Genomic DNA, 25,997 nt, shown 5'->3' on the forward strand with positions numbered 1-25,997 from the left:
TGAACTTGATTGAAGCGACGAAGCCGGCAGGCGGGATCACCTCTGCCCGTCGGAGTGAGGTGGATGCGGCGCAACCAGCCGGGCTTGATGCCACCCATGCTCAAGCGCGCCCGCTCACGTGCCCGGCCGCGACACCTCGGTCTCCTTGCTGGTGATGAACTCGAGCAGCACCGGGACGCCTTCCCGCGTCTTCTGGATGCCCCGCTTGATCGCGGGCACGATGTCCTCCGGCCTGGTCACCCGCTCGCCATAGCCGCCGAACGCGCGCGCCATCGCGGCGTAGTCGCCGGAAATGTCGGTCGAGCGATACTTTTCGGTCGAGACCGGCATCACCTTCAGTTCGATCGCCATCGAGAAATTGTTGAGCAGGATCGACATGATCGGGATACGCTCGCGCACCGCCGTCTCGAAATCCATGCCCGTGAAGCCGATGGCCGCATCGCCCCAGACATTGATGCAGAGCTTGTCGGGCTTTGCGAGCTTGGCGCCCATCGCCAGCCCAAGGCCGTAGCCGAGCTGCGTCGTCTTGCCCCAGCCGAGATAGGTGAGGGGCTTGACCGCTTTCCAGAACGGAGAAAGCTGGTCGCGCGGGCTGCCGGCATCGTGGGTGATGATGGTGTTCTTGATGTCGACGGTGTGCTGGAGGTCCCACAACACGCGGTACGGGCTCAAGGGTGCGTCATGGCTGGTCAGCTTCGGCATCCATTTCGCCAGCCACTCCTTGTGAGAGGCCGCGATCTCGGCCGCGACCGCCGACGCGTCGCGATCCGTGGTGACTGTCTTGCCGATCTCCTCCAGCAGCGCGTCGAGCACGAGGGAGGCGTCGCCGACGAGGCCGATCTTCGCTTCCACGTCCTTGTTGAGATGATTGGGATCGAGTGTGGAGTGAATGATGGTTTTTCCCTTCGGCATCGCGATGCCGAAATTGGTCTCGGTGAAGGAACAGCCGATGCCGAAGATGACGTCGGCCGCGCTCAGAAACTTCGGGACCGCGCGCGGCACCGCGAGCCCGCCGGAGCCGAGCGAAAGCGGATGCGTCTCCGGAAACGACGATTTGCCTCCGAGGCTGGTGGTGACGGGGATCGCCAGCCGCTCGGCGAGCCGTTTCAGTTGCGGCCACGCCTGTGCGTAATGCACGCCCTGGCCGGCATAGATGACCGGCCGCTTCGCGTTGACGAGAAGGCCGGCCGCTTCCTTCACATGCACGGGGTCGGCGCCGTAGCGGGTGCGCAGCACCGGCGTGTAGTCGAGCGGTTCCGGCACATCCTCGTTCCACATGTCGGAAGGGATCTCGACGATAACAGGCCCGCCGCGGCCGTTCTTCAGCTTGGTGAAGGCGCGGCGGAAGATATTGGCGACCTCAGTCGCGAGGATGATCGGCTCGGACGATTTCGCGAACGGTTTCATCGCCTCGCTGGAATTGAAGTTCGGCTCGATGTGCGCAAGCCTGCGCTGATAGCCCATCGGCAGCACCAGCACCGGCACGGACTCGCCGAAGCATTGCGCGACGCCGCCCATCGCGTTCTCTGCGCCCGGCCCGTGCTGCATGCAGAACGCGCCGATGCTGCGCCCCGACGTGACCCGCGAGATCGCGTCCGCCATGTGGATGCCGACGCGCTCCTGCCGCACCATGACGGGGCGGATATCGGCTTTCGCCGCGTGCTCGATCAAATGGTTGACCGGATAGCCGCAGAGGATCTCGATCCCCTCGCGCCTCATGATCTCCGCGATCGCGGTCCCGAGCTTCATGGCGTCTCTCTCCCTGGGGCATGGCCGGTTGGTCCCGGCCGATTGGAGAGAGAGGATCAGGAATTCCTCGAGGCGTAAAGCGCGCGCGGTGAGCGCGGCGGTAGGCCAGCTATGCATCGCGAGCGTGCACTGGCCTCGGCTGTCGATAGTGGCCGCAGCCGCTCGCCGTCGGCGGCACGCACTGCAGCAGGCGCGAGGCCGCAACCAGATCCGGCGTCTCGAAGCCCTCGGCGAAGCCTTCATGGATCGGGGCGAGCAGTCGGACAGCCTTGACCCTGCGGCCGGTCCCGATCCAGTGTGCGGCGAGATCGGTGGCGATGCGCAATTCGAATGTCGCTGCCCCTATGGCGCGTGCTTCGGCGAGTGCCTGTTGTAGCCGCTTTTCAGCGCGTAGCGGCTCGCCGGCGTGGAGAAGGACCGCTGCGTCGACCCGCTGAAGTTCTGATCGGCACCAGCGCTCGCCTTGACGTTCCTGATGGCCGATCGCCCGCGTGATGGCCTCGCGCGCCTCCGCGATCCGCCCTTGCCGCAAATAGGCTCGGGCGAGGACCGCGAGATAGCTGCCGATCCGCATCAAGAAGCGACATTCGATCAACTCTTCGATCGCGGCTCGAATATCCTCCACCGCGCGCCGATCGCCACGCAGGTCACGAAGGCAGGCGGAGAAATAGCGCTCGACGGGAACCCAGCGCGAGATGCGCTCACGTTCCAGGTTGCGACGCAGACGTTCGGTGAAGCTCGCGAGCGCGTCCAGATTACCGGTTTCGAGCGCGACAGGAAGTGCGGCGAGCCCGAGCGCATTCGACTGCGACACCCAATGGCCGCTGCGATCCGCGGCCTCGACGGCGTCGCGGGCCAGCCTTGCAGCGTAGTTGGCTTGCCCCTGCATCCACGCCACGAACGGCAGGTTGAAGCGCACGGTGATGAACCGGTAGACTTCGTTCGCATCCTTGCGCGAACGGCCCTTGGCCGGCGAATAGGTTGCGGCGAGACGATCCAGAACTGCGCGGCTCTTGCTCAGCTCCCCTGCAAAGGCACGGGCCCAGGCCAGCGCCCGATCGGCTTCGGACGTTGCCGTCAAATCGCGGTCGCGGTCGGCTAGCTCCGTGGCCTCCTCGAGATAGGTTATGGCGCGCGGGACCTGGCCAATCTGCAGCAGATAGAAGGCAAAACCGACCAGCGCGCGCTGCTGGTACTCGATGTTGCCGGCGCTCCTTGCAAAGGCGATGGCTTCGAGCCAGGCGACCTCGTTCTCATTCGACATCTTGCGGGCGTAGAACAGGCTCCATCCAAGGGCGCAGGCGAGCTTTGCCTTCAAAAGATCGTCGCACGCGACGGTCTTGGCCAAGGCGAGCGCGTCCTCCAGCCGCGCCTGCGCTTCCGACAGGATGGAGGTTTCCGACCACAAGGTGATCGCTGCCACCGTGAGCCTGATTCCGAGGACAGGATCGCCGTCCTCGCCGAATGCCCATGAAAGAGCGGCGCGCAAATCGGCGATGCGACCAAGGTAGCGCTGTGTCCAATCGGCCGGCTCGCGCCAGTTCCATTCCTCCTCGGATTGTTCGAACAGCGCGAGGACGCGTTCCGCATGGCGGCGCAGCGCCTGGCCGCAGGCAGGATCGGCCCGGCGCCGCTCGGCGGCATAGCGCCGCGTGCTGTCGAGCAGCCGGTAGCGCAGGCTTGCGCCCTGGGCCTGCGCGCTCAAAAGCGATTTGGCGACGAGACTGCCGAGTCCGGTGACGACGTCGACCGGCGTGAGCCCCGCCGCCTCGGCGACGAAGATCGCGTCCTCAACCTCGAAGGCGTCGCTGAACACCGACAGCAGGCAGAACAGTCTGGCTTCCCTCTGCGACAGCAGCCTGAAGCTCCAGTCGATCGTCGCCATCAGGGTCTCCTGGCGCGGCGGCGCGCCATCGGCGGCGGGGGCGCGAAAACCCAGATTGTGGTCGAGGATTGCGACCAATTCGCGGGGATTGAACCTGCCGATCTGGGCTGCCGCCAATTCGATGGCCAGCGGAAGGCCGTCGAGCGAGTGGCAGATCCAGGCGATGGCCTCGCAATCACGATCGACGAACTGGTAGTCCGACCATTCGGCGGCGCGGCGAACGAACAACTGCACCGCGGGAAACCTGACGGCCTGATCGACGGTCAGGGCGTTGCCGGACTTCGGTGAGGCCAGCGAGCCCAGCCGGACGACGTGCTCGGTGGCGGTGCCGAGCGGCTCGCGGCTCGTGGCAAGCAACCTGGATCGCGATGTGTCCGCCATGAACCGGCCGGCGAAGATCGTCGCGGCGGGCAGCACATGCTCGCAATTGTCGAGAATGAGCAGCATCTGCCGCGGTCTCAAATAGTCGAGCGCCGCAGCCAGACTGCTGTCCGGATTGCCCCTGATGCCCAGTGCCGTCACCAGTGCCGCGCCGAACAGCATCGGATCGGAAATCGTGGCGAGATCGACGAAGCAGACGCCGTCGCGACACCGTGGGGCAAATGCCTGGGCGACCGCCACGCCAACCGTCGTCTTGCCGATTCCTCCCGCGCCAGCCAGGGTCACGTGCCTGTTGTCGGCCAGCAGGCCGGCGATCTCGACGACTTCCGCTTCACGACCAACGATGCCGCGCGGCAACGGCGGATTGGACGACGGGAGCGGTTCGGCGAGCGCCAGATCATCCTCGATCTCGCCGATGCTGATTTGCACCTCGGCGATGAACTTGTACCCGCGGCGCGCCACGGTCGCGATGTAGACGGGCTCGATCTGGGTATCTCCCAGCGAACGCCGCAAGCTCCACATGTTGACCTTGAGATTACTGTCGTGGAGGAAGGTGCCCGGCCAGGCGGCGGCCATCAGGTCATTCTTGCTGACGAGTTCGCCGCAGCGCTGCACCAGCACTTGCAACAGTTCGAATGCGCGCCCGCCCAGTTTGACCGGGCGTCCGTCGAGAAGGAGCAACTGGCGGCGGGGAACCAGTCTAAATGGGCCGAAGCAGTATGTGGGCTCCTGTCGGAGTGTGGCCCGTTGCCGTGTCTCCGTGGCAGCCCGCATTGATCCATGCCAATCGATCGAACAGATCGCCTGCCATTATCATGCACTGCAAGATGGTTGAAGTGAGTCGTTCTGAATTCGCACGAATCGCCGCGGGCATCTGCCGCGGGATCGTTGCGACAAAATCGCTCATGCGCCGGCCGGAAGATGCCGGGGGGTACGGCTTCTCGACCGAACTCTCTATTTTTGAGGTTTGCCGAGAACCGCCATGCGCATGACTTCGACACCGCCGTCGGCAAGTTCCGGAAGCTTGGCGAACCCGTCCTTGCTTCCGTCATGACGCGGATGGTGCGGATCGCTCTCACCTGTGTCATGCCGCGGCGCGCGGACTCGGCTTCGAGGTCGGCGATGAACTTGTTGAAGTCGACATCGTCGCGAACGTAGAAGCAGATGTGCATCATGCGCGGAAAAGCCGGGCTCATGTGCTCCAGCGGCTCGGCAAAGCTCTTCGCACTGCCCACGGGCTGATCGGCCTCGCGATATTGCAGCAGTTCGAGCACCATGTTGTCGAACTGGATGAAGCGCACATCGAGCCGCTGCGCTCCGCTTCGCAGGTCGGGAACGCCGATCGTCCGCGGATTGACCCCGCGTGCGTTCGCCTCGATCTCCTGGTCGGCCAGCAGCGTGTTCTGCACCCCGTCGCCCTGGAAGTCGCCATGGCGAAAGACCTCGGTGCCGCCGAGCACCTCCGTATAGAACTGATAGGCCCGCTCCATGTTCTGGACCGTCAACCCGAAATGCTGGACGCCCTGGAGCGGCGCGTCGTTACGCTCGGCTTGGGACATCCCGTCCGGCGCCGCGGACGCGGCTGAGGGCATGCTGCCGACGGCAAGACCGGTGATCATCGCGGCGCCTGCCGTGCGAAGCAGGTTGCGGCGTTCGATTTCGGCAATGTTGCGTTTCGTCGGTCATTCTCGTCTCCTCGGTCTGTGAGTGATGTCATGTGCCGGTCAGCCGGCGTCCGGAAGCGGAGCAGCTGGATTGACGAGACCGGCCGATCGAAGTTCGCGCCAGAAATCGCCGGGTATTGATTGGTCAAGGGCCGCGCGGTCCTCGGCGATGCGGCCGGGCCGGCTCGCCCCGGGGATCACGGCGGCGACCACCGGGTTTGCCAGCGCGAACTGCAAGCCCGCAGCTTTCATGCTGACGCCGTAGCGATCGGCGATCGCCTTGATCCGCGCCACCTTGTTGAGGATTTCCGGAGGCGCTGGCGCATATTCGAAGTTCGGACCGCCGACGAGCGCGCCCGAACTGTAGGGGCCGCCGACGACGATCGCGAGCTCATGCTCCGCAACCATCGGTATCAGCCGCTGAAGCGCCCTTGCATGGTCCAGCAGCGTGTAGCGGCCCGCGAGCAGGAAGCCGTCGGGGCGCGGCTCTTCGAGCGCGAGCAGCAGCTCGATCGGCTCCACCCGGTTGACACCCAGGCCCCATGCCTTGATCACGCCCTCGTCGCGCAGCCGGTCGAGCGCCTTGAACGCGCCCTTGCGCGCACTTTCGAAGATCGAAAGCCACTCGTCTCCGTAAAAATCCTGTGCGACGTCATGCACGAAGGCGATGTCGACATGGTCCGTGCCCAGCCGCTTCAGGCTGTCCTCGATCGAGCGCAACGTCCCGTCCCGGGAATAGTCGTTCACGATCCTGTTCGGACGACCATGCTTGAAGACGCCGCCTTTCTCGCCGAGATCGCGGGCACTGACATCCTCGACCTCGTCCAGGATCAGGCGCCCGACCTTGGTGCTGACGACATAGTCGCTCCGCGGCCGGCCGGCGAGCGCTGCGCCCATGCGGATCTCGGCAAGTCCCGCGCCATAGAAGGGCGCGGTGTCGAAATAGCGGATGCCGTCGTCCCAGGCCGCATTCACCGTCGCGAGGGCTTCCTGCTCCGGGATGTCGCGAAACATGTTGCCGAGGGGCGCTGCACCGAAGCCCAGTCTTCCCGGCAGAATATCCTTGAGGGCCATGCTGCATATCCTCGCTGGTAACGGACGGGACCATCGTCGGCGACTGCCGCAACGTCGACCTCGGTGATCGCACGTTCGGTCTTCGTCACGTCGATCCGGCAGGATTGCCGTTCGATGGACCATCACTGGCTCATCCGGCCATTGCGGTATTTCCGATTCCTGCGCGATGACGGACGCATCTTGCTGATCCAGGACTGGATCAGCCGTTCGAGCCAATCGAGCGCATCGTCCAAGCCTTTGCTTTGCTTGCCTTTTACCTCTTTTAACCGCGCCGGCTCTGGACTTCGCTACAGCGCCTTGTGAGAAATCCGCATCGGCGTGGCAGCGGCCGGGCTGCAACTCACCACCGGATGGAATGATCGCTCGCTCGCGATACGGGGCCGGGATTCGCCGCAACTGAAGCGGAGGTCATGATGGTGCTCGTGACGCATGGAGATCAGAAATATCAGAACAGCGAGAAGCTCGCGGCGGCCAGCGATTGGCCGGGACTGAGCATCGAGCATCGCAAGTTCGAGGCGGGATGTCAGGCGACGCCCGTTCCCATTTGCACCGAGCTCGTCATGCTGCTGTCAGGCGGTGGGATGGTGTGCCGCGCCGGCAACGGCGAAGTCCAGAAGAGCCTCGCGCGGCCGGGGATGAGCTACCTCGTGCCCGTGGGGACGCAGGAGAGCCATCTCGAGCTTTCCGACCGGATGGAATGCCTTCATCTCTATCTGCCGCCGGCGTTGCTGGACCAGAGCGCCCTTGCGGATTTCGACATCGATCCGGCAAAGATCGAGATCGCCTACGCTCACGGCCTGGCGGACCAGGTGCTCTTCCACATCTGCTCGCCGCTTCGCGACCTGCTCCATCGTCCCCGCCAGCCGACCGATGCGCTGTTCGTGGAGGGGATCCAGGTTGCGCTCGCGGCGCATCTTCTGGGGAATTATACGACCGACCGCTGGCACGCACCCGACAGGTCGCCGTCGCTCGATCCGCGGCGCCTTCAGCGCGTGCTGGACTATATCGAGGCATCTCTTGGCGGCGACATCAGGCTCGAGGATCTGGCGGCCCAGGCCTGCCTCAGCCCCTATCATTTCTCACGGCTGTTTCGCGAAGCGACCGGATTGTCACCGCACCGCTATGTCACCGATCGCCGCGTCCAGGCTGCGCGGCACGAGCTCGCATGCAACCGCCTGTCCCTGGTCGAAATTGCCCTGGAGTTCGGCTTCGGCTCGCAGGCCAATTTCACGCGCGTGTTCCGCAAGGCCGCAAGTCTCACGCCGGGGCAGTATCGCGAATTGTGCTGCGGCCAGGCCGATGTGAAAGCCGATCGCGACGATACGGCATTCCGCAGGGATTGCGCATGATCCCGCAGGATTCGGGAATACGGCTCAATTTGCATCGTGCAGTGCTGTTACGACGACCAGATATGCGAGGGGATATACCGACATGATCGAGCTTACGGTGAACGGGATCAAGCGCCAGGTCGACGTCGTTCCCGAGATGCCCTTGCTGTGGGTGCTGCGCGACGAGCTCGGCATCACCAGCGCCAAATATGGCTGCGGGGTCGCGCAATGCGGGGCCTGCACGGTTCACATCGACGGAATGGCGGTGCGGTCCTGCCAATCGCATATCGGCGAGGTCGCGGGCAAAACGGTCGTCACGCTCGAAGGCCTGGACAACAAGGACCACCACCCGGTCTTGCAGGCCTGGATCGAACATCAGGTTCCGCAATGCGGCTACTGTCAGACCGGACAGATCATGCAGGCCATCTCGCTTCTTGGATTGATCGCTGAACCAAATGACGAGCAGATCAATCAGGTGATGTCCGGCAATCTCTGCCGCTGCGGTACCTATCCGCGCATCCGCGCGGCGATCCATGCGGCGGCGAAGAAGAAGATGGCGGAGAAGTGATATGGGCCACATGCAGACCCTTTCGCGTCGGGCTTTCGTTTTCGGCTCCGCAGCAATCGCCGGCGGCATTGCTTTCGGCGCCTATAGTGGCGCTGAAGCGGCCGCGTCGAGCGCCGATGACAATCCGCTGGCCGCCGGCCTCGGCGCGAATTCGGTGACCTTCAATCCCTGGGTCGAGATCAGCCCGGACAAGATTACGCTCATCGCGCAACACGCCGACATTGGCCAGGGCGTCGGCTCGGTGCAGCCGATCATGATCGCCGAAGAGATGGACCTCGATCCCGGCCAGTTCGAAATCCGGTTTGCGGGGCCTAGCCCCGCCTATTTCAACACGGGCTTCGCGGACGAGTTCGCGCCGTTCGTGGCCGCGGACCAAAGCCCGGCCGCAGAGGAAGCGCGCGCTACCACGCTCGAATGGTTGCGTAAGTCCGGCCTGCAAATGACAGGCGGATCGAGCACGATTCCGGACACCTATTACAAGCTGCGTGTTGCCGGTGCGATCGCGCGCGAGACGCTCAAGGCGGCTGCGGCCAAACGTTCCGGCGTCGCGATGGCCGACCTTCGCACCCAATCAGGCCACGTGATCCTGCCCAACGGAACCAAGATCGCCTATGTCGCACTCGCGGCGGAGGCGTCGAAAATTCCGCCGGTGCTCGATGCGCAGCCGCGCGACCCGTCCAAATGGCGCATGCTCGGCAAGCCGATGATGCGGCTCGACGTCCGCTCGAAAGTGATGGGCGAGCTGAAGTTCGGCATCGACCTTAAAACGGAGGGCATGCTGTATGCCTCCGTCAAGCTGAACCCCAACAAGGGGCAGCCGCTGAAATCATACGACGCCAGCAAGGCGCGATCGATGCCGGGTGTCAGGAAGATCCTCGAAATCAAGAATGGCGTGGCGGTGATCGCCACGAACAGCTGGTACGCGATGAAGGCGGTCGACGCCATCGCTTGCGAGTGGGCGCCCTCGGCCTATCCCGCCGAGCAGGCCGACCATTGGAAGGTGCTGGAATCCTCTTTCAAGCCGGAATTTCTGGGCAAGGAGTGGCGAAAAATCGGCGACATCGAAGCCGGCCTGAAGACGGGCAAGCTCGTCGAAGCCGAATATCGCGCACCTTATGTGGCGCATCAGCCGCTCGAGCCACTGAACGGTATCGGCCTCGTCACGGACAAGGGTATGGAGATCTGGGTCGGCCACCAGAGCCCCCGCTTCGTGCAATGGGTCGCGGCGACCGCGATCGGCCTCAAGCCGGAACAGATCACCTTCCACAATCAGTGGACCGGCGGAAGTTTCGGCCACCGTCTGGAATATGAGAACGTCCGCGTTCTCGCCGAGATCGCCAATCAGATGAAGGGCACGCCGATCAAGCTCGTGTTTTCTCGCGAAGAGGATTTCCTTCAGGATATTCCGCGGCAGATTGCGATCGCGCGGCACCGCGGCAGCGTCGACAAGAGCAGAATTGTCGCCGCCGATCTGCAACTGGCCTCGACGACGCCGCTCAAGGGACTGCTCGAACGTTCGGGCACACCCTCGAAGGATCCCGACGGGCAATTGGCCGCCGGCCTGTGGAACGTCTACTACGACATCCCCAATTTCCGGGCCACGAGCTACGAGGCGCAGGGACTGTCGCCGAGCACCACATGGCGGTCGGTCGGCGCCTCGACATCGGGCTTCTTCACGGAGAGCTTCATCGACGAATTGATCCACGCGGCCGGTCTTGATCCCATGAAGGCGCGCATCGCGATGTGCACCGTGCCGCACTATCGCAAGGTGCTGGAGACTGTCGCGGAGATGTCGGATTGGAAGGGACCGCTCGGAAACGGTCGAGGACGGGGCGTTGCCTTCGTGGAATCGTTTGGCACGCCGACCGCTGAAGTCGTCGAGGTGACGGCCACGGACCGGGGCATCAGGATCGACAAGGTCTGGGTCGCGGCCGATGTCGGCAAGGTCGTCGATCCCGTCAATTTCGAGAGCCAGGTGCAGGGTGGCGTCGTCTGGGGGCTCGGCCATGCGATCAATTGCGAGCTCACTTACGCAAAGGGCGCGGTGCAGCAGACCAATTACAACCACCATGAAGCCATGCGGATCTATCAATGTCCGGTCATCGAAGTTCGCGGGCTGGAGAACGATCCGAAGGTGAGGGGCATCGGAGAGCCGCCGGTTCCGCCGGCCGCGCCTGCGCTCGCCAATGCGATCTTCGCGGCCACCGGAAAGCGCATCCGCGAAATGCCCTTCAACAAGTTCATCGATTTCGTGTGAGGCGAGCCATGAGGAGATCTCTGACTGCGGTCGTCTTCGCAGCTTCGGCCATCGCGGCGCTCACCGGGATCGTTGCGGCCAAGGACGAGGCCGGCAAGGACGTGCTGCCGCCCGGCAGCGTCAGCCGCGCCCAGGGACTGGAAGCCTGGAAGCGGATCGAGGCCGTCGTGACCCATCCCCGGTGTGCCAATTGCCATGTCGATGCCAAGGCCATACCCATCTGGACGCCGGCCGGCGAAACCAGGCCGCGCCCGCATGGCATGAACGTCCATGGCGGCGAGAGCCGCATCGGTGCGGAGGCGATCCCGTGCTCGACCTGTCATATGACCTCCACCCAGGCGAACGAGCCGGCACCGTCGCCGCCACGTGCCGGTATCGACTGGCAACTCGCGCCGGTGGCTTTCATTTGGTTCGGCAAAAGTGGTGCCGAGATTTGCGCCCAGATGAAGGACCCGAAGCGCAACGGCGGCCGCGACGCCGCTGGCCTCGTCGAGCACTTGCGGCACGATGCATCCTTGAACGGCTTCATCCCGCGGGGCTGGGCGCCCGGAGCGGGCCGCTCGACGCCGCCGGGCACCTTCGAGGATCACGTCAAGGACATGGCGACGTGGGGAGCAGCCGGACAACCCTGTCCGAACTGACGACTGCGCGAGCAGTGCCGCGTTTACGCCTTCTCCTCCAGCGCGCGGCGCAGCCCTCGGATGATGACGCCGCGGGCGCGGTCGTCGGCGGCGGCTGCGACACGATCGTTGATGTCGAGCATGAGCTCGGACATCTCGTTGTGCCAGTCGAGACGGGTCACGGCCTCCGGCGCGAGCCGCCGGCGGTGATCCACGTCGAGCACGCGCGGTTCGGGGGCGGCGAGCTCATAGATATCGTCCAGCATCGGCTGGTAGACCTTGGCCGCGGGAATGATGCGTTCGGCCACGCGCTCGGCGAGCCCCGCAATCGCTTCTTCCTCGCCGTGGACCAGGAACAGCCCGCGAGCGATCGGGCGGCGCGCCGCGATCCAGCTCGCCATGCCGGCGCCGTCGGCATGACCCGAATATTCGTCGATCATGCGGATGCGGGCCGCGACCTTGATCTCCTCGCCCTGGATCCGCACGGCCTTGGTCCCGTTCTGGAGGAAGCGGCCGAGCGTGCCGTTGGCCTGGAAGCCGGCGAGAAGCACGGTCGCGCGCTGGTTCCACAGCCAGCGCTTCAGGTGATGGCGGATGCGGCCGGCGTCGCACATGCCGCTCGCGGCGATGATGATGTGGAATCCGCTGAGACGCATGATCGCCTTGCTCTCGTCCACGGTTTCGGTGAATTTGAGATGCGGCGAGTTGAGCAGGCGGCTGGCGTCGACGGATGGGTCGAGGCTCTCGGAATGCCGGCGGAACACTTCGGTCGCGCGGATCGCGAGCGGCGAGTCGAGGAAGATCGGTGCGGTCGGAATCCCGCCTTGCTCCATCAGATCGACGAGATCGACGATCAGCTCCTGGGTGCGCTCGACCGCAAAGGCGGGAATCAGCAGCGCGCCGCCGGCCGCCGCGGCGTCGCGTACCTCGGCAGCGAGGTGCTTGCGGCGGAGCGCAGGTGTCGTGGCCTCGCGCACCCGGTCGCCATAGGTCGATTCCGAGATGACGTAATCGAAATCGGTTGGCGCTTCGGGATCGGGCTGGAGCAGCTTGGCCTCCGGCCCGACGTCGCCCGAGAGCAGGACGCGCAGCGGACGCGCCGAGCCATGCTCGGCGATTTCGAGCTCGATCGAGGCGGAGCCGAGCAAATGGCCGGCGTTCCAGTAACGAGCGCGGACGCCCGGGATCACGTCGGTCCAACGTTCATAGTCGACCGGGCGAAACGATTGGAGCGATGCGATCGCATCCGCCTGTGTGTAGATCGGCTGCACCTCCTTGCGCCCGCGAGAGGCGTTGCGCCGGTTGAGCTGGGTGACTTCCGATTCCTGGATGCTGCCGGCGTCGGGCAGCATGTAGGAGCAGAGGTCGATCGTGCCGCGCGTTGCCAGGATCGGCCCCTCGAATCCCGCGCGCACGAGTTTCGGCAGCAATCCGCTGTGATCGATGTGAGCATGCGTGAGCAGCACGGCATCGATATCGGCGGGGCGAAACGGAAAGGCGCCGTAGTTGAGCTCCTTCAGCGTCTTCTGGCCCTGGAACAGCCCGCAATCGACCAGGAAGCGGCCCGTCGCGGTCTGGAACAGGTAGCTCGACCCGGTCACGGTGCGGGCGGCGCCGCAAAATCGGACGGTGATGCTCATGTCGTCGTCTCCGGAAGATGTGTCGTGGCCAGTTCGGACCGCAAGGCGGCCGCGAGAATCTCGTCGAGCGCAATCGCATTGGTCGGATGCGGCACGCTGTCGGTCGAGCGGATCGACCGTATGCCGGCCTCAGTGAATACGGCGATCATCGCGGGTGGAAACAGCGCGTGCGTCACGACCGCATCGACGACCGTCGCCCCCATTGCTCTCAGCGCCTTCGCTGCGGCCGTCAGCGTCGTCCCGGAGGAGACGATGTCGTCCACCATGAGCGCCGGTCGTCCCGAGAGCAGGGCAGGATCGGCAAAGCTGACGGCCACGGAACGATCGCCGTGCCGCGTCTTGCGTGCCACGGTGTGCTGCAACCGCAAGCGGTTCGCGACATCGCTCACCCAGGGCTCGGACTCCATGTCGGGCCCGATCACGACGGTCGCAGGGTCGATGCTGCCGGCCGCCAGCGCCTTCGCGATGGCCGGCATGGCGGACAGGTTCTCCGCTTCGATACCAGGAAACACGGACCTGATGTCGGGGGTGCGATGCAGATGCGCATCGACGGTGACGACGCGGTCAACGGTCGTTGCAAGCAGATTGCCCATGGCGCGCTGGCTGATGGCCTCGCCCGCATGAAATGCAGCATCCTGCCGCATGTAGCAGAGATAGGGCGCGACCAGGACGAGCCGCTTTGCGCCGCCACGTCGCAGGGCCTCCGCGGCGAAGAGCAGGGCGATGAGCTTATCGTTGGGTTGATCGAGCGAGGCGTAGAGAATCGCAGTGTCGCTCGCCGGCGCGACTGCAACGCGCAGTTCCCCGTCCGGAAAGCGGTGCACGGCGATCTCTCCGCAGGCAAGCCCAAGCCGCGCCGCGAGCCGCTTGGCCGCAACGGCGCCGCACGGCAATGTCTGGAGCGCGATCGTGCTCACGGCGTCGTCGTGCCCTGCAGGGCTTCGTGACCGTTGACGAGGTAACCGGTCTCTTCGGCGGCGGCGTCGGCAACCAGATCATGCTCGGGGTGGTCGAAAGTGTAGACGCGATAGAGCGGCTCGCCCTGCTCGACGCGGTCTCCGATCTTCTTGAACAGGCGAATGCCGGCGCCCTTGTCGAGCGGCGCGCCGGCGGTGCGGGCGAGGCGGTTCAGGCGCAGGCAGTCGATGGCGGACACGATGCCGTCATGCATCGCCTTGACGTCGAAGCTGAGCGGTCCCAGCTCGTTGCTGCAGGTCGAGGGACCCTGTGCGTCGATGATCTTCTGCATCTGCTTCAGCGCCGCGCCGCTGTCGAGCAGTTCGCGCGCCCGGGCATAGCCGGCGCCACCGCGCAGCTTCGGATCGTATTCCAGGAGATGGGCGGCGAGCCGGAGCGACTTCTCGCGCAGATCACGCGGTGCGGCCGGCTCGTTGCCGAGCACCGCCATGACGTCGTTGGCTTCGAGCACCGGCCCGATGCCGTTGCCGATCGGCTGGCTTCCGTCGGTCGTGATCACCTCGACCGAGCGGCCGAAGCGGTCGCCGACGAATTCGAACAGCTTTCGCAGCCGCATGGCTTCGACGCCGCCGCTGACCTTCGCGGTCGGCCCGACCGGAATGTCGATCAGCAGATGGGTCGAGCCTGCCGCGATCTTCTTGGACATGATGGAGGCGACCATCTGCTCGCGGGTATCGAGGCTCAGGGGGCGCTCGACCGAGATCAGGACGTCGTCGGCCGGCGACAGGTTCACGTGCCCGCCCCAGATCAGGCAGCCGTTGCAAGCCGAGACGATCGCCTTCATCTCCTCGACGCCGACATTCACCCGTGCCAGCACCTCCATCGTGTCGGCGGTGCCGGCGGGCGAGGTGATGGCGCGCGAGGAGGTCTTCGGGATCGGCAGGCCATGGGCGGCGACGATCGGCACCACGACCATCGATGTGCGATTGCCGGGGATGCCCCCGATGCAATGCTTGTCGACGACGATCGGGTTCGGCCAGACCAATTGCGTGCCGGCCTGCGCCATCGCCCCGGTGAGGGCGAGAAGCTCGTCGCTGGTGATGAAGCTCGCCGAACCGATCAGGAAGGCGGCGATCTCCATGTCGGAGTAGCGGTAATGTGCGAGGTCGCTGATGATCGCGCCGATCTCGGCCTGGCTCAAGGTCCGTCCGCGGATCTTCGCGCGCACCGCCTCCAGGCTCTCGGGAGGCGTGGCGGGTCTGACCGTGACCGGCGTGCCGACGGCTTCCGCAAAGCGCCGGAATGCAGGTTCGGAGAGGCCGATCTCGTCCGAAGCCGCCAGCGTATCGTCATCCGTGATCAGCAGCGTCGCCAGCAGAACCTTGTCGCCCCGACGAAGCTCGACGCGGCTGAAGCCGCGGAAGATCTCCGCGCGCAGCGCCTTCGAGTGCCGGGAGACGACGACGACGTTCTCACGGCCGGTATCGAGGCGAACGCGGCGAATCTTGAGCTGGGAGTGCGGAAGGTCTGGATGCATGGACAGGCCGGCAGCAGGGAGTTGGGCCTCCATGCTTAAGCGTCCCGGTCCTGATGCTGTTGACCCAGATCATGGCCCGCGGGTCCGGCGGACATGGGCGAGGAGTGCGGCGGGCCGTTACGCAGGTCGGGGCGGCCGTTACTTCATCGCCGAGCTGATCGAGTTGAACTTGTTGTTGAGCAGCGCGCCACCCGTGTTGTTCACGACGGTCACGATTGCCAGAGCGATCCCGGCGGCGATCAGGCCATACTCGATGGCGGTTGCGCCATTCTCATCGGCAAGGAAAGACCTCAGCAAACGCATTGCCAACTCCTGTTCATCCGATCCAATGTATGGTCGCGTCCTTATTGGACTCGTAAAACGATCGAATATGTCTTTGTGCGCGCCGGAAGAATTAAGCCCGGGCGATCGCGCTTCCGCTCATACGACGGCATTCATTAAATTAAGGTTCCGTCGATCCATCCAAGTGGATTCAAACGGCAGCCCCGGGGCTGCACCGGCGCCGTGCCCGTCAAGGCGTGATCGTGCGGCCGCTTAACCGATTGTTGAGGCTGTTCGTCAATGAGCTGGCAAGGACGTCTCCGTCGCGCCTCATCCGCTCCGGCCGTCCGCATTCAGCGCCCGCAACATGGCGATGCGGGCGAACATCACCCACCCGCCGCCCGTCTCGGCCGCATTGATCAAAGTCTCGATGGCAGTCTGCCAGTGCGCCTCGTGCTGGGCGTCATCGGGCAGGTGCATGATGTAGTCCGCCGCATCCTGAAGCGTGAGCAGCTTGCGCTTGTTGCCCACGCGAACGGGATCGTCGAACGCCGTCGACCAGGGCATGTCAGGCCGGCCGATCGGCGAGGAGAGACATCACGGCGCGATCGCGGGCGTGATGCTGCTAGCCGGCCTTCTTCGCCCGCGCCGGTGTCCGCACCGGCTTGTCGGCCTTCTTCGAAGTGTCCCTCGTCGCTTCCCTGGTCGCTGTCTTCGCCGCAGTGTCCTTGCCGCCCTTGCCGGCGATCGGCAGCAGCATCTCGCGCTGGCCCTCGACGCGCTTCTTCGGCCTCTTGCCCTTGACCGTCTCCTTGGCGACCTTCGCCGCGGGAGCAGCGTCCTTCTCGTTCGCGATGCTCTTCTTCAGCGCGTCCATCAGATTGATGACATTGCCGCCGGTCTTCGGTGCGGCCTTCTCGGTGATCGGCATGCCGCTGCGCTTCTTGTTGATGAGATCGATCAGGGCGGTCTCGTAATGATCCTCGAACAGCTCTGGCTCGAACGCGCCGGACTTCTTCTCGACGATGTGTTTTGCGAGGTCGAGCATGTCCTTGGTGAGCTTCACGTCCTGAATGTCGTCGAAATATTCCTTTTCGCTGCGGACCTCGTAGGGGTAGCGCAGCAGCGTACCCATCAGCCCGCTGTCGAGCGGCTCCAGCGCGATGATATGCTCGCGGTTGGTCAGCACCACGCGGCCGATCGCGACCTTGTCCATGCTGCGGATGGTCTCGCGGATCACCGCATAGGCATCGTGGCCGACCTTGCCGTCCGGCACGAGGTAGTAGGGGCGGATCAGATAGCGATTGTCGATGTCGGTCTTGGGCACGAACTCGTCGATCTCGATCGTGTGGGTGGAGTCGAGCGCGATCTCGTCCAGCTCGTCCTTGGTGACCTCGATATAGGTGTCGGTGTCGACCTTGTAGCCCTTGACGATGTCCTCGGAGGTCACCTCGTCGCCGGTCTCGGCGTCGACCTTGAGGTATTTGATCCGGTGGCCGGTCTTGCGGTTGATCTGGTTGAACGAGACCTTCTCGGTATCCGAGGTGGCCGGATAGAGCGCGACCGGGCAGGTCACGAGCGACAGACGCAGAAAACCCTTCCAATTGGCGCGGGGGGCCATGGGCTACTCCAGACGCAACAGAGGACGAACGTCAAGGATAACATCGCACAGGTGCGAATCATAGCAACCGCCGGCGCGGAATCTTGCAACGGCGTTAATCGCCGCCTGCGCCATATTGCCGGACGGGCCCACGGTCCGGAACATCGCCCGAGATCACGCGTTGCCCCGGACACTTCGTAACCGCGAGGAAGTCGCGGTCATCGCAAGCGACAGCCACAGATTGAGGTCACCATGGCAACCACGCGAGAGCAGAACCGCATCGTGGAAACTCCGACCGAGGCGCGCCAAGGCGAGCCCGGGCCTTCGGTGGCAGCGCTGCTCGCCATCTCGACCGGGCTTGCGATCCTGATCCTCGCGGTCGTCTGGTTCGTCTTCTTCCGGACCTGACCGCCGGATCCGGACGCCGGCTCCCCCCGGCTCGCCGCGTGACGCGGCACATTGCGCCCGCCATGCCCCCGGCTCGTCCCGCGGCATGGCGGGCGCAGTCGCATTGGCTTGCGACAGGTTCTATATGACCAAAAAGTAACGTAGGCCGGTTCCCTGCGTTCATATTCAGTTCACGCCGGAATTGCTCATCTCTGGCAGTGTTCATGCAGCCTGTTCTTGCAGCCAATCTTTGGAGAGAAGCGTGCGCCTGCTCGTTGTTGAGGACGACCCCGATCTCAATCGCCAGCTCACCAAGGCGCTGACCGACGCCGGCTATGTCGTCGATCGGGCCTTCGACGGGGAGGAGGGGCATTATCTCGGCGACAACGAGCCCTATGATGCCGTGGTGCTCGACATCGGCCTGCCGAAGAAGGACGGCATCTCGGTGCTGGAGGCTTGGCGCCGCAACGGCCGCACCATGCCGGTCCTGATCCTCACCGCACGCGACCGCTGGAGCGACAAGGTGCAGGGCTTCGATGCCGGCGCCGACGACTATGTCGCCAAGCCGTTCCACCTTGAGGAGGTGCTGGCGCGCATCCGCGCCCTGCTGCGCCGCTCGACCGGCCACGCCCAGAGCGAGCTCAGCTGCGGTCCCGTCACGCTCGACACCAGGACCGGCCGGGTCAGCGTGTCCGGCAATCCCGTCAAGATGACCTCGCACGAATATCGGCTTCTGGCCTATCTGATGCACCATTCCGGGCGGGTGGTCTCGCGCACCGAGCTGGTCGAGCATCTCTACGACCAGGATTTTGACCGCGACTCCAACACCATCGAGGTCTTCGTCGGCCGCATTCGCAAGAAGCTCGACGTCGACATCATCCAGACGGTCCGCGGCCTCGGCTATCTCCTGACCCCGCCGCCTGCGCCGGGCGCTTGAGGCCCGGGCTTCGAGCGGTCCGGGCTTGACGGCCGCCCTGACACGGGCCTTGGTCGGACCATGACCTCCGACGACCTGACTTCCAGCCCCCGCCGGGACCGTTCCGATGGCCGCTAGCTCGCTTGCGAACCGACTGTTCTTGTCGGCGACCGCCTGGCTCGTGGTGATCCTGGCCATCACCGGTGTGGTGCTGTCGTCGGTCTACAAGAACGCCACCGAGCGCGCCTTCGATCGCCGGCTCAATCTTTATCTGCGCACCCTCATCGCCGAGGTCGCGACCCCTGACGAGCCGCCGGACCGCCAGTTCCAGTCGCTGGGCGAGCCCCTGTTCGAGCTGCCGCTGTCCGGCTGGTATTGGCAGATCACGCGCACCGACACCGAAAAGCCGGAGGTGCGCTCCTCGCGCTCGCTCTGGGACAAGAAGCTGCCGAAGCTGGAAGACCAGGGCGCCGAGCTTACCGCCGCCGGTATCCGCCTCGCCTATGTCGACGGCCCGGAGGGGCAGAATCTGCGCATGGTGGAACGGCCGGTCGACCTCGGCGCCGACGGCAAATATCTCGTCAGCGTCGCCGGCGACGACACCGAGATCTTCGACGAGACGCGAAGCTTCGACTACTATCTCGGCGGCACCTTCACCGCGCTCGGCATCGTGCTGCTGCTGACGACCGTGTTCCAGGTCCGCTTCGGCCTCGCGCCGCTCAAGCGCATCTCGGAGTCGATCGCTGACATCCGCTCCGGCCGGGCCGAACGGCTCGAGGGTGAATTCCCGGTCGAGATCGCGCCGCTGGCGCGCGAGACCAACGCGCTGATCGATGCCAATCGCGAGATCGTCGAGCGCGCGCGCACCCATGTCGGCAATCTCGCCCACGCGATCAAGACGCCGCTCTCGGTCATCGTCAACGAGGCCGGCACCCACCTGGCCGATCCGTTCGCGGCCAAGGTGATGGAGCAGGCGGACCTGATGCGCGACCAGGTCGCCCATCATCTCGAGCGTGCGCGCCTTGCGGCGCGGGTCTCGATCGTCGCGACCGTGACGGAGGTGGCGCCTGCCATCGAGGCGCTGCGGCGGACCATGGAGAAGATCCATCGCGATCGTGGCATCGTCGTCGAAGCCAGGGCCGATCCGTCGGCGAAATTTCGCGGCGAGCGGCAGGATCTGGAAGAGATGGTCGGCAATCTCGTCGACAATGCCTGCAAATGGGCGGCCTCGCGCGTCTTGATCGAGGTCCTGGTCGAGGCGCCGCACCAGGCGGGTGCGGGTCCGCGCCTGCGGATCATTGTCGATGACGACGGCCGTGGCCTGTCGGAAGCGGAACGCGCGCAGGTCTCCAGGCGCGGCCAGCGGCTCGATGAGTCCAAGCCCGGATCGGGACTGGGCCTTTCCATCGTGGTCGATCTTGCCGCGCTCTATGGCGGCAGCCTTTCGCTCGGCGCTGCGCCGACCGGTGGCCTGCGCGCCGAATTGGTCCTTCCGGGGCTGTAGTTCCTTGTTTTGACGTTGTTTTTCGCCTTCGTCGATCTCCGTCTGGTGGAAACCGCGGGCATTCGGACCCACTTCCTAAACGGCTTCTTAAGTGGGGCGTCCTATGATCGCGCCCGGACGCATCCCATGTCCGCCATTTTACCGTGCATTACCCGGGCGCATGAGCCAGACATCGATCGAGCGGCTGAGGGAATATCTCGCGCAGCTCCCGCCGCAGGCGCAGGCCCTGCTGATGCGAGAGTTCGAGCGCGCGCTGGAGCGCGGCCAGGATACGGCTGTCGCGACCCTGGTGCTCGAGCAGCTGCGCAACATCGTCCGCAAGACCGAAGCCGATGAAGCCGCGCCACCGCGCACGGACGATCTGTCGCGGCTGTTGTTCCAGGTGTTGGAACCATTCCTGGTCGAGGCGGGCACTCCGATCCGGGTCGGCCAGATTCGCCGCTCCTCGCTCCAGCCGATCTGGCAGTGGCTCGGCCGTGACGGCGCACCGGGCAAGGTGAACGAAGTCGAGGCGCTGCTGTCGCGCATGCCGGCCGACAATACAGGGCAGGTCGAAGCCCTGGCCTCGAAGCTCCAGACGGTGGCCGCGGATGCCATCTTCGAGCTGACGGGACCGGGCGGAGGCGACAAATCGCGCGCCTTGGCCCGCGTCGGCCCGCCGAACGTGATCGAGGATCTCTATTCGATTGGTGCGATACTCCAGGTCCGCGAGGCCATCGCCACCGTGAACGAGAGGCTGCCGCGCTTCCTGCGCACCTTCGGCGATCCACAGATCGCCTCGGTGACGTCGGCGCTCAACATTCCGGCGCTTCAGACGCCGCAGATGCTGCCCTTCGCGCTCTCGATGGTCGTGCAGCGGATGACCGCCCCCTGGCAGATCATCCGCCTCGCCATCAAGATTGCTGCGTCCGACGACGAGATCCGTGTCGCGGCAACGCCTTATGGCGTTGCCGTCACGATGGCGCTGCATGATTTGTCCTGCGTGGCGGCGATCCTTCGCATGGACATCAAGCGCGGCCATTTCGACAACGTCGCCGGCAATCTCAAGACGCTGCACGACGGCGTGCGCGGTCTGCGCACCGAGCTCGACCTGCGCAATGATTCCGCCTGGGGCAAGCAGTTGACGTCGATCCGAGCCGACATTTCCAATGCGCTGCAGTCCGAAATCGACAGCGTTCCCGGCCGCGTTCGCCGCATCCTGCGCCAGCGCCCCGAGAAAGACATTCCGCCGGGCGCGCGGGTCGACAGCACGGAGGTGGAGGAAGCGGTGGCGCTGATCGACTTCGTCGCGACCTGCCGCAACTATGCGAGCGAGCTTGCGATCAACGAGGTGACGCTGCGCACCTATTCCGACCTCCAGCAATATGTGGAACGCTCGACCGAGCAGCTGGTGCAGTCGCTGCGCGCCGCCGATCACAAGGTCCGCGGGTATCGACAGCAGCAGGTGCAGGCCGCGATCCGCTTCTGCCAGGTGCTGTTCGGCGACGATTACGCCTCGCTGATGAGCCGGGCCGCAGAGAACGCACTCACTGGCGAGCGCAAATCGTCGCGCGCGGGCTGACTAAGCGCAAATTTCACCGCCGCAATTTCTGGTTGACCATATCGATGGCGCGCCGTACGGTCCCCGAGCAAGTCCGGGAATTTCTATCTGTGGGCGCATGAAACCCGTTATCAGCTCGATCGAGATTGAGAACCGCGTCATCGTTGCCAAGTATCAAAGGCTGATGGTCGGCGCCAAGGTGGTACTGGTCGAGAAGGCAAGCGACCGGCAACTGCCGGAGACGACCACGAGGGTTGCATCTCGGGTTCCGGTCGGAGCGTTGCGCATCAGATTGCCGGATGCAATCAAGCCGGGAACATACTTCCTGAGGGCCTTCAACGGGCACGGCGAGGACGCGGCGCGAAGTGCGGACTTCGAGATCGGCTAAGCTGTTGGATTTTCAACTCTTCGGGACTGTATGCCGTGGAGCGCTTTGACAATTGTCAATTGCCGCATTGTCCGGCCGTGGTGTAAAGGCACCTATAGGCGCTTCGTGCGCTACCGGAAGCTTGCCAGATGACTCTATGGTTCGTGTTCGCGCTGATGACGGTCGCGGCGATTTTCGCCGTGCTCTGGCCGCTTGGCCGCAGTAGCGGCGCGCAAGGTCAGGGCAGCGAGGTCGCGGTCTACAAGGACCAGCTGGCCGAGATCGAGCGTGATCTGGCCGCAGGGCTGATTCCGGCGCCGGAGGCCGAGGCTGCGCGCGTCGAGATCAGCCGCAGGCTGCTCGCGGCGGCAGCCAGCGAGCCCGCAATGGCGCCGAAGTCGAACCTCAAATGGCGCCGTGTGGCGGCCGTGCTGGCGCTCGCCGGCCTGCCGCTCGTTGCGGTCGGTGTCTACATGCCGCTCGGCTCACCCAAGCTTCAGGACTTTCCCCTGGCGCAGCGCGAGCGCGGGTCCGGCATGGCGCAATCGCTCGAGAACCTCGTCGTACAGGTCGAGCAACATCTGGAAAAGAATCCGACCGACGGGCGTGGCTGGAACGTGCTCGCGCCGGTTCTGGAGCGGCTCGGCCGCTTCGACGACGCGGTGCGCGCCTATCGCAACTCGCTCACCTACAATGGCGAGAGCGCGGAGCGCCGGTCCGATCTTGGCGAAGCGATCGCGGCCGCTGCCGGCGGCGTGGTGACCGCCGACGCCAAGGCCGAATTCGAGCGAGCACATGCCTTGAACGCCGACGATCCCAAGGCGAATTACTTCCTGGGTCTTGCGGCCGAGCAGGACGGCCGCAAAGGCGATGCAGCCACGATCTGGCGCGCGCTGCTTGCGAAGGCGCCCGCGGATGCGCCGTGGCGTGCCCTGGTGCAGTCCTCGCTCGCGCGAGTCGGCGGGGGCGGCGCGATGCCCGCGCTGTCCGATGAGACGATTGCTGCTTCCAAGGATATGGCCGAAGGCGATCGCAACGCGATGGTGCGCGGCATGGTCGATCGTCTGGCCACGCGGCTGAAGCAGAACGGTGACGATGTCGAGGGCTGGCTGCGCCTGGTGCGCGCCTATCTCGTGATGGGCGAGCGAGACAAGGCCATGGGGGCATCGGCCGATGCCCGGCAGGCGGTTGCCAGCGACGCCGAGCGACTGCGCCAGCTCAACGACGGCCTGAGGACTCTCGGGCTCGGCGGATGACGATTTCGGGACGAGACGAGCGGAGAACGGATACGCCATGACGCGCAAGCAGCGACGTATGACCATCATCGGCGGCTCGCTCGCCGTGCTCGCGCTCGCGGCCGCGCTGGTGCTCAACGCACTTCGCGACTCCATCGTGTTCTTCTCGACGCCAACCATGGTCGCCGAGAAGCACGTCGAGCCCGGCAAGCGGTTTCGCCTCGGCGGGCTGGTGCAGCCCGGCTCGCTGCAGCGCGGCGACAATCTGGCGGTGACCTTCGAGGTCGCCGACGGCAACGCAAAGCTGCCGGTCGCCTACAAAGGCATCCTGCCCGACCTGTTCCGCGAAGGGCAGGGCGTGGTCGCCGAAGGCGCACTCGACGCCAACGGCGTGTTCAAGGCCGATACCGTCCTTGCCAAGCACGACGAGACCTACATGCCCAAGGAGGTCGCCGATGCCCTGAAGAAGCAGGGGCACTGGAAGGACGATTACGGCGGCAAGGCTTCTGACAGCATCAAGGCTCCTGAGGGAGCCAAGCCTGCGGCCACGACCGCACAGGGCAATCCGCAAGGAGCGATGCGGTGATCGCAGAATCCGGACATTACGCGCTGGTGCTGGCGCTTGGGCTGGCACTGATTCAGTCCATCGTGCCCCTGATCGGCGCGCGCCTGCGCGATGCCGCCCTGATGAATGTGGCGCGCTCCACGGCGCTGGCGCAGCTCCTGTTCGTCGGTGTGTCGTTCGTGGCGCTCGTGATGCTGCACGTGAATTCGGATTTCTCCGTCGCCAACGTGTACGAGAACTCCCACTCGACGAAGCCGCTGCTCTACAAGATCACGGGTGTGTGGGGAAACCATGAAGGCTCGATGCTGCTGTGGGTGTCGATCCTCGCGCTGTTCGGCGGATTGGTCGCGAGCTTCGGCAACAATCTGCCGCTGTCGCTGCGCGCGCATGTGCTGGCCGTGCAGGCCTGGATCGCCAGCGCCTTCTATCTCTTTATCCTGGTGACATCGAATCCGTTCCTGCGCATCGCGAACCCGCCGGTCGAGGGACGTGATCTCAATCCGGTGCTCCAGGACATCGGGCTGGCCGTGCATCCGCCGATGCTCTATCTCGGCTATGTCGGCTTCTCGATCTCGTTCTCCTTTGCCATTGCGGCGCTGATGGAGGGACGGATCGACGCCGCCTGGGCGCGCTGGGTGCGGCCCTGGACGCTGGTCGCCTGGATCTTCCTGACGCTCGGCATCGCCATGGGCTCGTACTGGGCCTATTACGAGCTCGGCTGGGGCGGCTGGTGGTTCTGGGATCCGGTCGAGAACGCTTCGCTGATGCCGTGGCTCGCCGGCACCGCGCTGCTGCATTCCGCGCTGGTGATGGAGAAGCGCAATGCGCTGAAGGTCTGGACGATCCTGTTGTCGATCCTGACCTTCTCGCTGTCGCTGCTCGGCACCTTCCTAGTGCGCTCGGGCGTCATCACCTCCGTGCATGCCTTCGCCACCGATCCCACCCGCGGCGTGTTCATTCTGCTGATCCTCTGCCTGTTCATCGGCGGCAGCCTTGCGCTGTTCGCGGGCCGCGCCACCTCGTTGAAGCAGGGCGGCCTGTTCGCGCCGATCTCGCGCGAGGGCGCGCTGGTGCTGAACAATCTCCTGCTCACGGTCGCCTGCGCGGTCGTGCTGTTCGGCACGCTCTATCCGCTGGCGATGGAGATGCTCGCCGACTTCAAGATGTCGGTCGGCGCTCCCTTCTACAATCTCACCTTCGCCCCGCTGTTTGCCCTGTTGCTGCTCGCGGTGCCGTTCGGGCCGATGCTGGCGTGGAAGCGCGGCGATCTGCTCGGCGTGATGCAGCGCCTGCTCGCGGCGGGCGTTGCCGGCCTCGTCGCCGTCGCCATCGCTTGGGGCTGGGCAACTGGCGGCAGCACGCTGGCGCCGCTTGCGATCGGGCTGGGCGTCTTCGTCATCGCGGGCGCCGTGACCGACATCGTCGAGCGGACGGGCCTGGTTCGCCTGCCGTTCGCGACGGTGCTGCAGCGGGCGCGCGGCCTGCCGCGATCGGCCTGGGGCACGGCGTTTGCGCATGCCGGCCTCGGCGTCGCGCTGATCGGGATCGTCTGCGAGACCACCTGGAACAGCGAATACATCGCGACGATGAAGCCGAACGACGTCGCTCATGTCGCCGGTTACGACCTGAAGCTCGACGGGCTGTTTCAGCGCCAGGGCCCGAACTACCGCGAGATGATCGCTGAGTTCAAGATCAGCCGTGATGGCGAGGCGCTCACGGTCATGACGCCGTCGAAGCGCAGCTTCACCACGCGCGGCTCGTCGACGACCGAGGCCGCGCTGCTGACCCGCGGCGCGAGCCAGCTCTACGTCTCGCTCGGTGATGCCACTGCCGAAGGCGCCATCGCCGTGCGCATCTATTACAAGCCGATGGTGCTGCTGATCTGGTGGGGGCCGGTGCTGATGGCGTTCGGCGGCGTGCTCTCGCTCTCCGACCGTCGCCTGCGTGTCGGCGCGCCGAAGCCGGCGCGGGCCAAGCAGCGCCTCCAGCCCGCGGAATGAT

23 protein-coding genes are annotated in these 25,997 nt (G+C 65.1%); 13 read left to right on the top strand and 10 right to left on the bottom strand.

Features of this window, described 5'->3' with window-relative positions:
• Positions 1-114: 114 nt before the first annotated feature.
• The 4 genes from ABIA42_RS07740 to ABIA42_RS07755 form a co-directional block, all read right to left on the bottom strand.
• Entirely contained in the window at positions 115-1,866 is a 1,752-nt protein-coding gene (locus ABIA42_RS07740) for a thiamine pyrophosphate-requiring protein (protein WP_370114466.1), read from the bottom strand.
• Positions 1,859-4,636 carry a winged helix-turn-helix domain-containing protein gene (locus tag ABIA42_RS07745; RefSeq protein WP_370114464.1) on the bottom strand — a complete coding sequence of 926 codons (2,778 nt, stop codon included), beginning with the start codon at positions 4,634-4,636 and terminating at the stop codon, positions 1,859-1,861. Before ABIA42_RS07745 ends, ABIA42_RS07740 begins: the two co-directional genes overlap by 8 nt.
• Positions 4,591-5,634 (bottom strand): VOC family protein, encoded by a 1,044-nt coding sequence (locus ABIA42_RS07750; protein WP_370114462.1) that lies wholly within the window; start codon positions 5,632-5,634, stop codon positions 4,591-4,593. Before ABIA42_RS07750 ends, ABIA42_RS07745 begins: the two co-directional genes overlap by 46 nt.
• 105 nt (positions 5,635-5,739) lie before the next feature.
• Complete coding sequence (locus ABIA42_RS07755) at positions 5,740-6,753, bottom strand: aldo/keto reductase (protein WP_370114460.1); 1,014 nt, start codon at positions 6,751-6,753, stop codon at positions 5,740-5,742.
• Between the two features lie 114 nt (positions 6,754-6,867).
• On the opposite strand from ABIA42_RS07755, the gene ABIA42_RS07760 reads away from it, so the two are divergent.
• The 5 genes from ABIA42_RS07760 (at position 6,868) to ABIA42_RS07780 (ending at position 11,547) form a co-directional block, all read left to right on the top strand.
• A complete protein-coding gene (locus ABIA42_RS07760) occupies positions 6,868-7,056 on the top strand; it encodes a hypothetical protein (RefSeq protein WP_370114458.1) in 189 nt (62 codons plus the stop codon).
• Positions 7,057-7,166: 110 nt separating this feature from the next.
• Complete coding sequence (locus ABIA42_RS07765) at positions 7,167-8,102, top strand: helix-turn-helix domain-containing protein (RefSeq protein WP_370123606.1); 936 nt, start codon at positions 7,167-7,169, stop codon at positions 8,100-8,102.
• Between the two features lie 82 nt (positions 8,103-8,184).
• The gene (locus tag ABIA42_RS07770) at positions 8,185-8,649 is read left to right on the top strand and encodes a (2Fe-2S)-binding protein (RefSeq protein WP_162832008.1); all 465 of its coding nucleotides are present in this window, start codon (positions 8,185-8,187) and stop codon (positions 8,647-8,649) included.
• A 1-nt stretch (position 8,650) separates the two neighbouring features.
• Positions 8,651-10,906 (top strand): xanthine dehydrogenase family protein molybdopterin-binding subunit, encoded by a 2,256-nt coding sequence (locus ABIA42_RS07775; RefSeq protein ID WP_370114456.1) that lies wholly within the window; start codon positions 8,651-8,653, stop codon positions 10,904-10,906.
• A gap of 8 nt (positions 10,907-10,914) precedes the next feature.
• Positions 10,915-11,547, top strand: a complete 633-nt coding sequence (locus tag ABIA42_RS07780; protein ID WP_370114454.1) for a hypothetical protein — start codon at positions 10,915-10,917, stop codon at positions 11,545-11,547.
• A 23-nt stretch (positions 11,548-11,570) separates the two neighbouring features.
• Here the strand turns inward: ABIA42_RS07780 and ABIA42_RS07785 are convergent, their stop codons facing one another.
• The 6 genes from ABIA42_RS07785 to ABIA42_RS07810 all read right to left on the bottom strand — a co-directional run bounded on the left by ABIA42_RS07785 (position 11,571) and on the right by ABIA42_RS07810 (position 17,503).
• Positions 11,571-13,166, bottom strand: coding sequence for an MBL fold metallo-hydrolase (locus tag ABIA42_RS07785; RefSeq protein ID WP_370114452.1), 1,596 nt, complete (start codon positions 13,164-13,166; stop codon positions 11,571-11,573).
• Positions 13,163-14,083, bottom strand: a complete 921-nt coding sequence (locus tag ABIA42_RS07790) for a ribose-phosphate pyrophosphokinase (RefSeq protein WP_370114450.1) — start codon at positions 14,081-14,083, stop codon at positions 13,163-13,165. The genes ABIA42_RS07785 and ABIA42_RS07790 overlap by 4 nt, the downstream gene beginning before the upstream one ends.
• Complete coding sequence (locus tag ABIA42_RS07795; RefSeq protein ID WP_370123603.1) at positions 14,080-15,621, bottom strand: thymidine phosphorylase family protein; 1,542 nt, start codon at positions 15,619-15,621, stop codon at positions 14,080-14,082. Before ABIA42_RS07795 ends, ABIA42_RS07790 begins: the two co-directional genes overlap by 4 nt.
• Before the next feature lie 138 nt (positions 15,622-15,759).
• Positions 15,760-15,924, bottom strand: coding sequence for a Flp family type IVb pilin (locus ABIA42_RS07800; protein WP_271528502.1), 165 nt, complete (start codon positions 15,922-15,924; stop codon positions 15,760-15,762).
• Between the two features lie 288 nt (positions 15,925-16,212).
• Positions 16,213-16,449: a hypothetical protein gene (locus ABIA42_RS07805; RefSeq protein WP_194388423.1), complete on the bottom strand. Its 237-nt coding sequence runs from the start codon at positions 16,447-16,449 to the stop codon at positions 16,213-16,215.
• Between the two features lie 58 nt (positions 16,450-16,507).
• Positions 16,508-17,503 (bottom strand): Ku protein, encoded by a 996-nt coding sequence (locus ABIA42_RS07810; protein WP_370114447.1) that lies wholly within the window; start codon positions 17,501-17,503, stop codon positions 16,508-16,510.
• A 231-nt stretch (positions 17,504-17,734) separates the two neighbouring features.
• Here ABIA42_RS07810 and ABIA42_RS07815 point away from each other — a divergent pair, with 231 nt between their 5' ends.
• From ABIA42_RS07815 to ABIA42_RS07850, 8 genes are all read left to right on the top strand, one after another.
• Positions 17,735-17,890, top strand: coding sequence for a hypothetical protein (locus ABIA42_RS07815; RefSeq protein ID WP_162832009.1), 156 nt, complete (start codon positions 17,735-17,737; stop codon positions 17,888-17,890).
• A 241-nt stretch (positions 17,891-18,131) separates the two neighbouring features.
• The gene (locus ABIA42_RS07820; RefSeq protein ID WP_011085905.1) at positions 18,132-18,806 is read left to right on the top strand and encodes a response regulator transcription factor; all 675 of its coding nucleotides are present in this window, start codon (positions 18,132-18,134) and stop codon (positions 18,804-18,806) included.
• 106 nt (positions 18,807-18,912) lie between these two features.
• Positions 18,913-20,289, top strand: coding sequence for an ATP-binding protein (locus tag ABIA42_RS07825; RefSeq protein ID WP_370114444.1), 1,377 nt, complete (start codon positions 18,913-18,915; stop codon positions 20,287-20,289).
• 160 nt (positions 20,290-20,449) lie between these two features.
• Complete coding sequence (locus tag ABIA42_RS07830; RefSeq protein WP_370114442.1) at positions 20,450-21,850, top strand: hypothetical protein; 1,401 nt, start codon at positions 20,450-20,452, stop codon at positions 21,848-21,850.
• Between the two features lie 97 nt (positions 21,851-21,947).
• Entirely contained in the window at positions 21,948-22,217 is a 270-nt protein-coding gene (locus tag ABIA42_RS07835) for a hypothetical protein (RefSeq protein ID WP_028177861.1), read from the top strand.
• Between the two features lie 128 nt (positions 22,218-22,345).
• Positions 22,346-23,452, top strand: a complete 1,107-nt coding sequence (gene ccmI, locus ABIA42_RS07840; protein WP_370114440.1) for a c-type cytochrome biogenesis protein CcmI — start codon at positions 22,346-22,348, stop codon at positions 23,450-23,452.
• 37 nt (positions 23,453-23,489) lie between these two features.
• Positions 23,490-24,017: a cytochrome c maturation protein CcmE gene (gene ccmE, locus ABIA42_RS07845; RefSeq protein ID WP_370114439.1), complete on the top strand. Its 528-nt coding sequence runs from the start codon at positions 23,490-23,492 to the stop codon at positions 24,015-24,017.
• Positions 24,014-25,996, top strand: a complete 1,983-nt coding sequence (locus tag ABIA42_RS07850; protein ID WP_370114438.1) for a heme lyase CcmF/NrfE family subunit — start codon at positions 24,014-24,016, stop codon at positions 25,994-25,996. Before ccmE ends, ABIA42_RS07850 begins: the two co-directional genes overlap by 4 nt.
• Position 25,997: the final 1 nt, after the last annotated feature.

The organism is Bradyrhizobium sp. USDA 327, from assembly GCF_041262065.1.
GTDB classification, from domain to species: Bacteria; Pseudomonadota; Alphaproteobacteria; order Rhizobiales; family Xanthobacteraceae; genus Bradyrhizobium; species Bradyrhizobium liaoningense.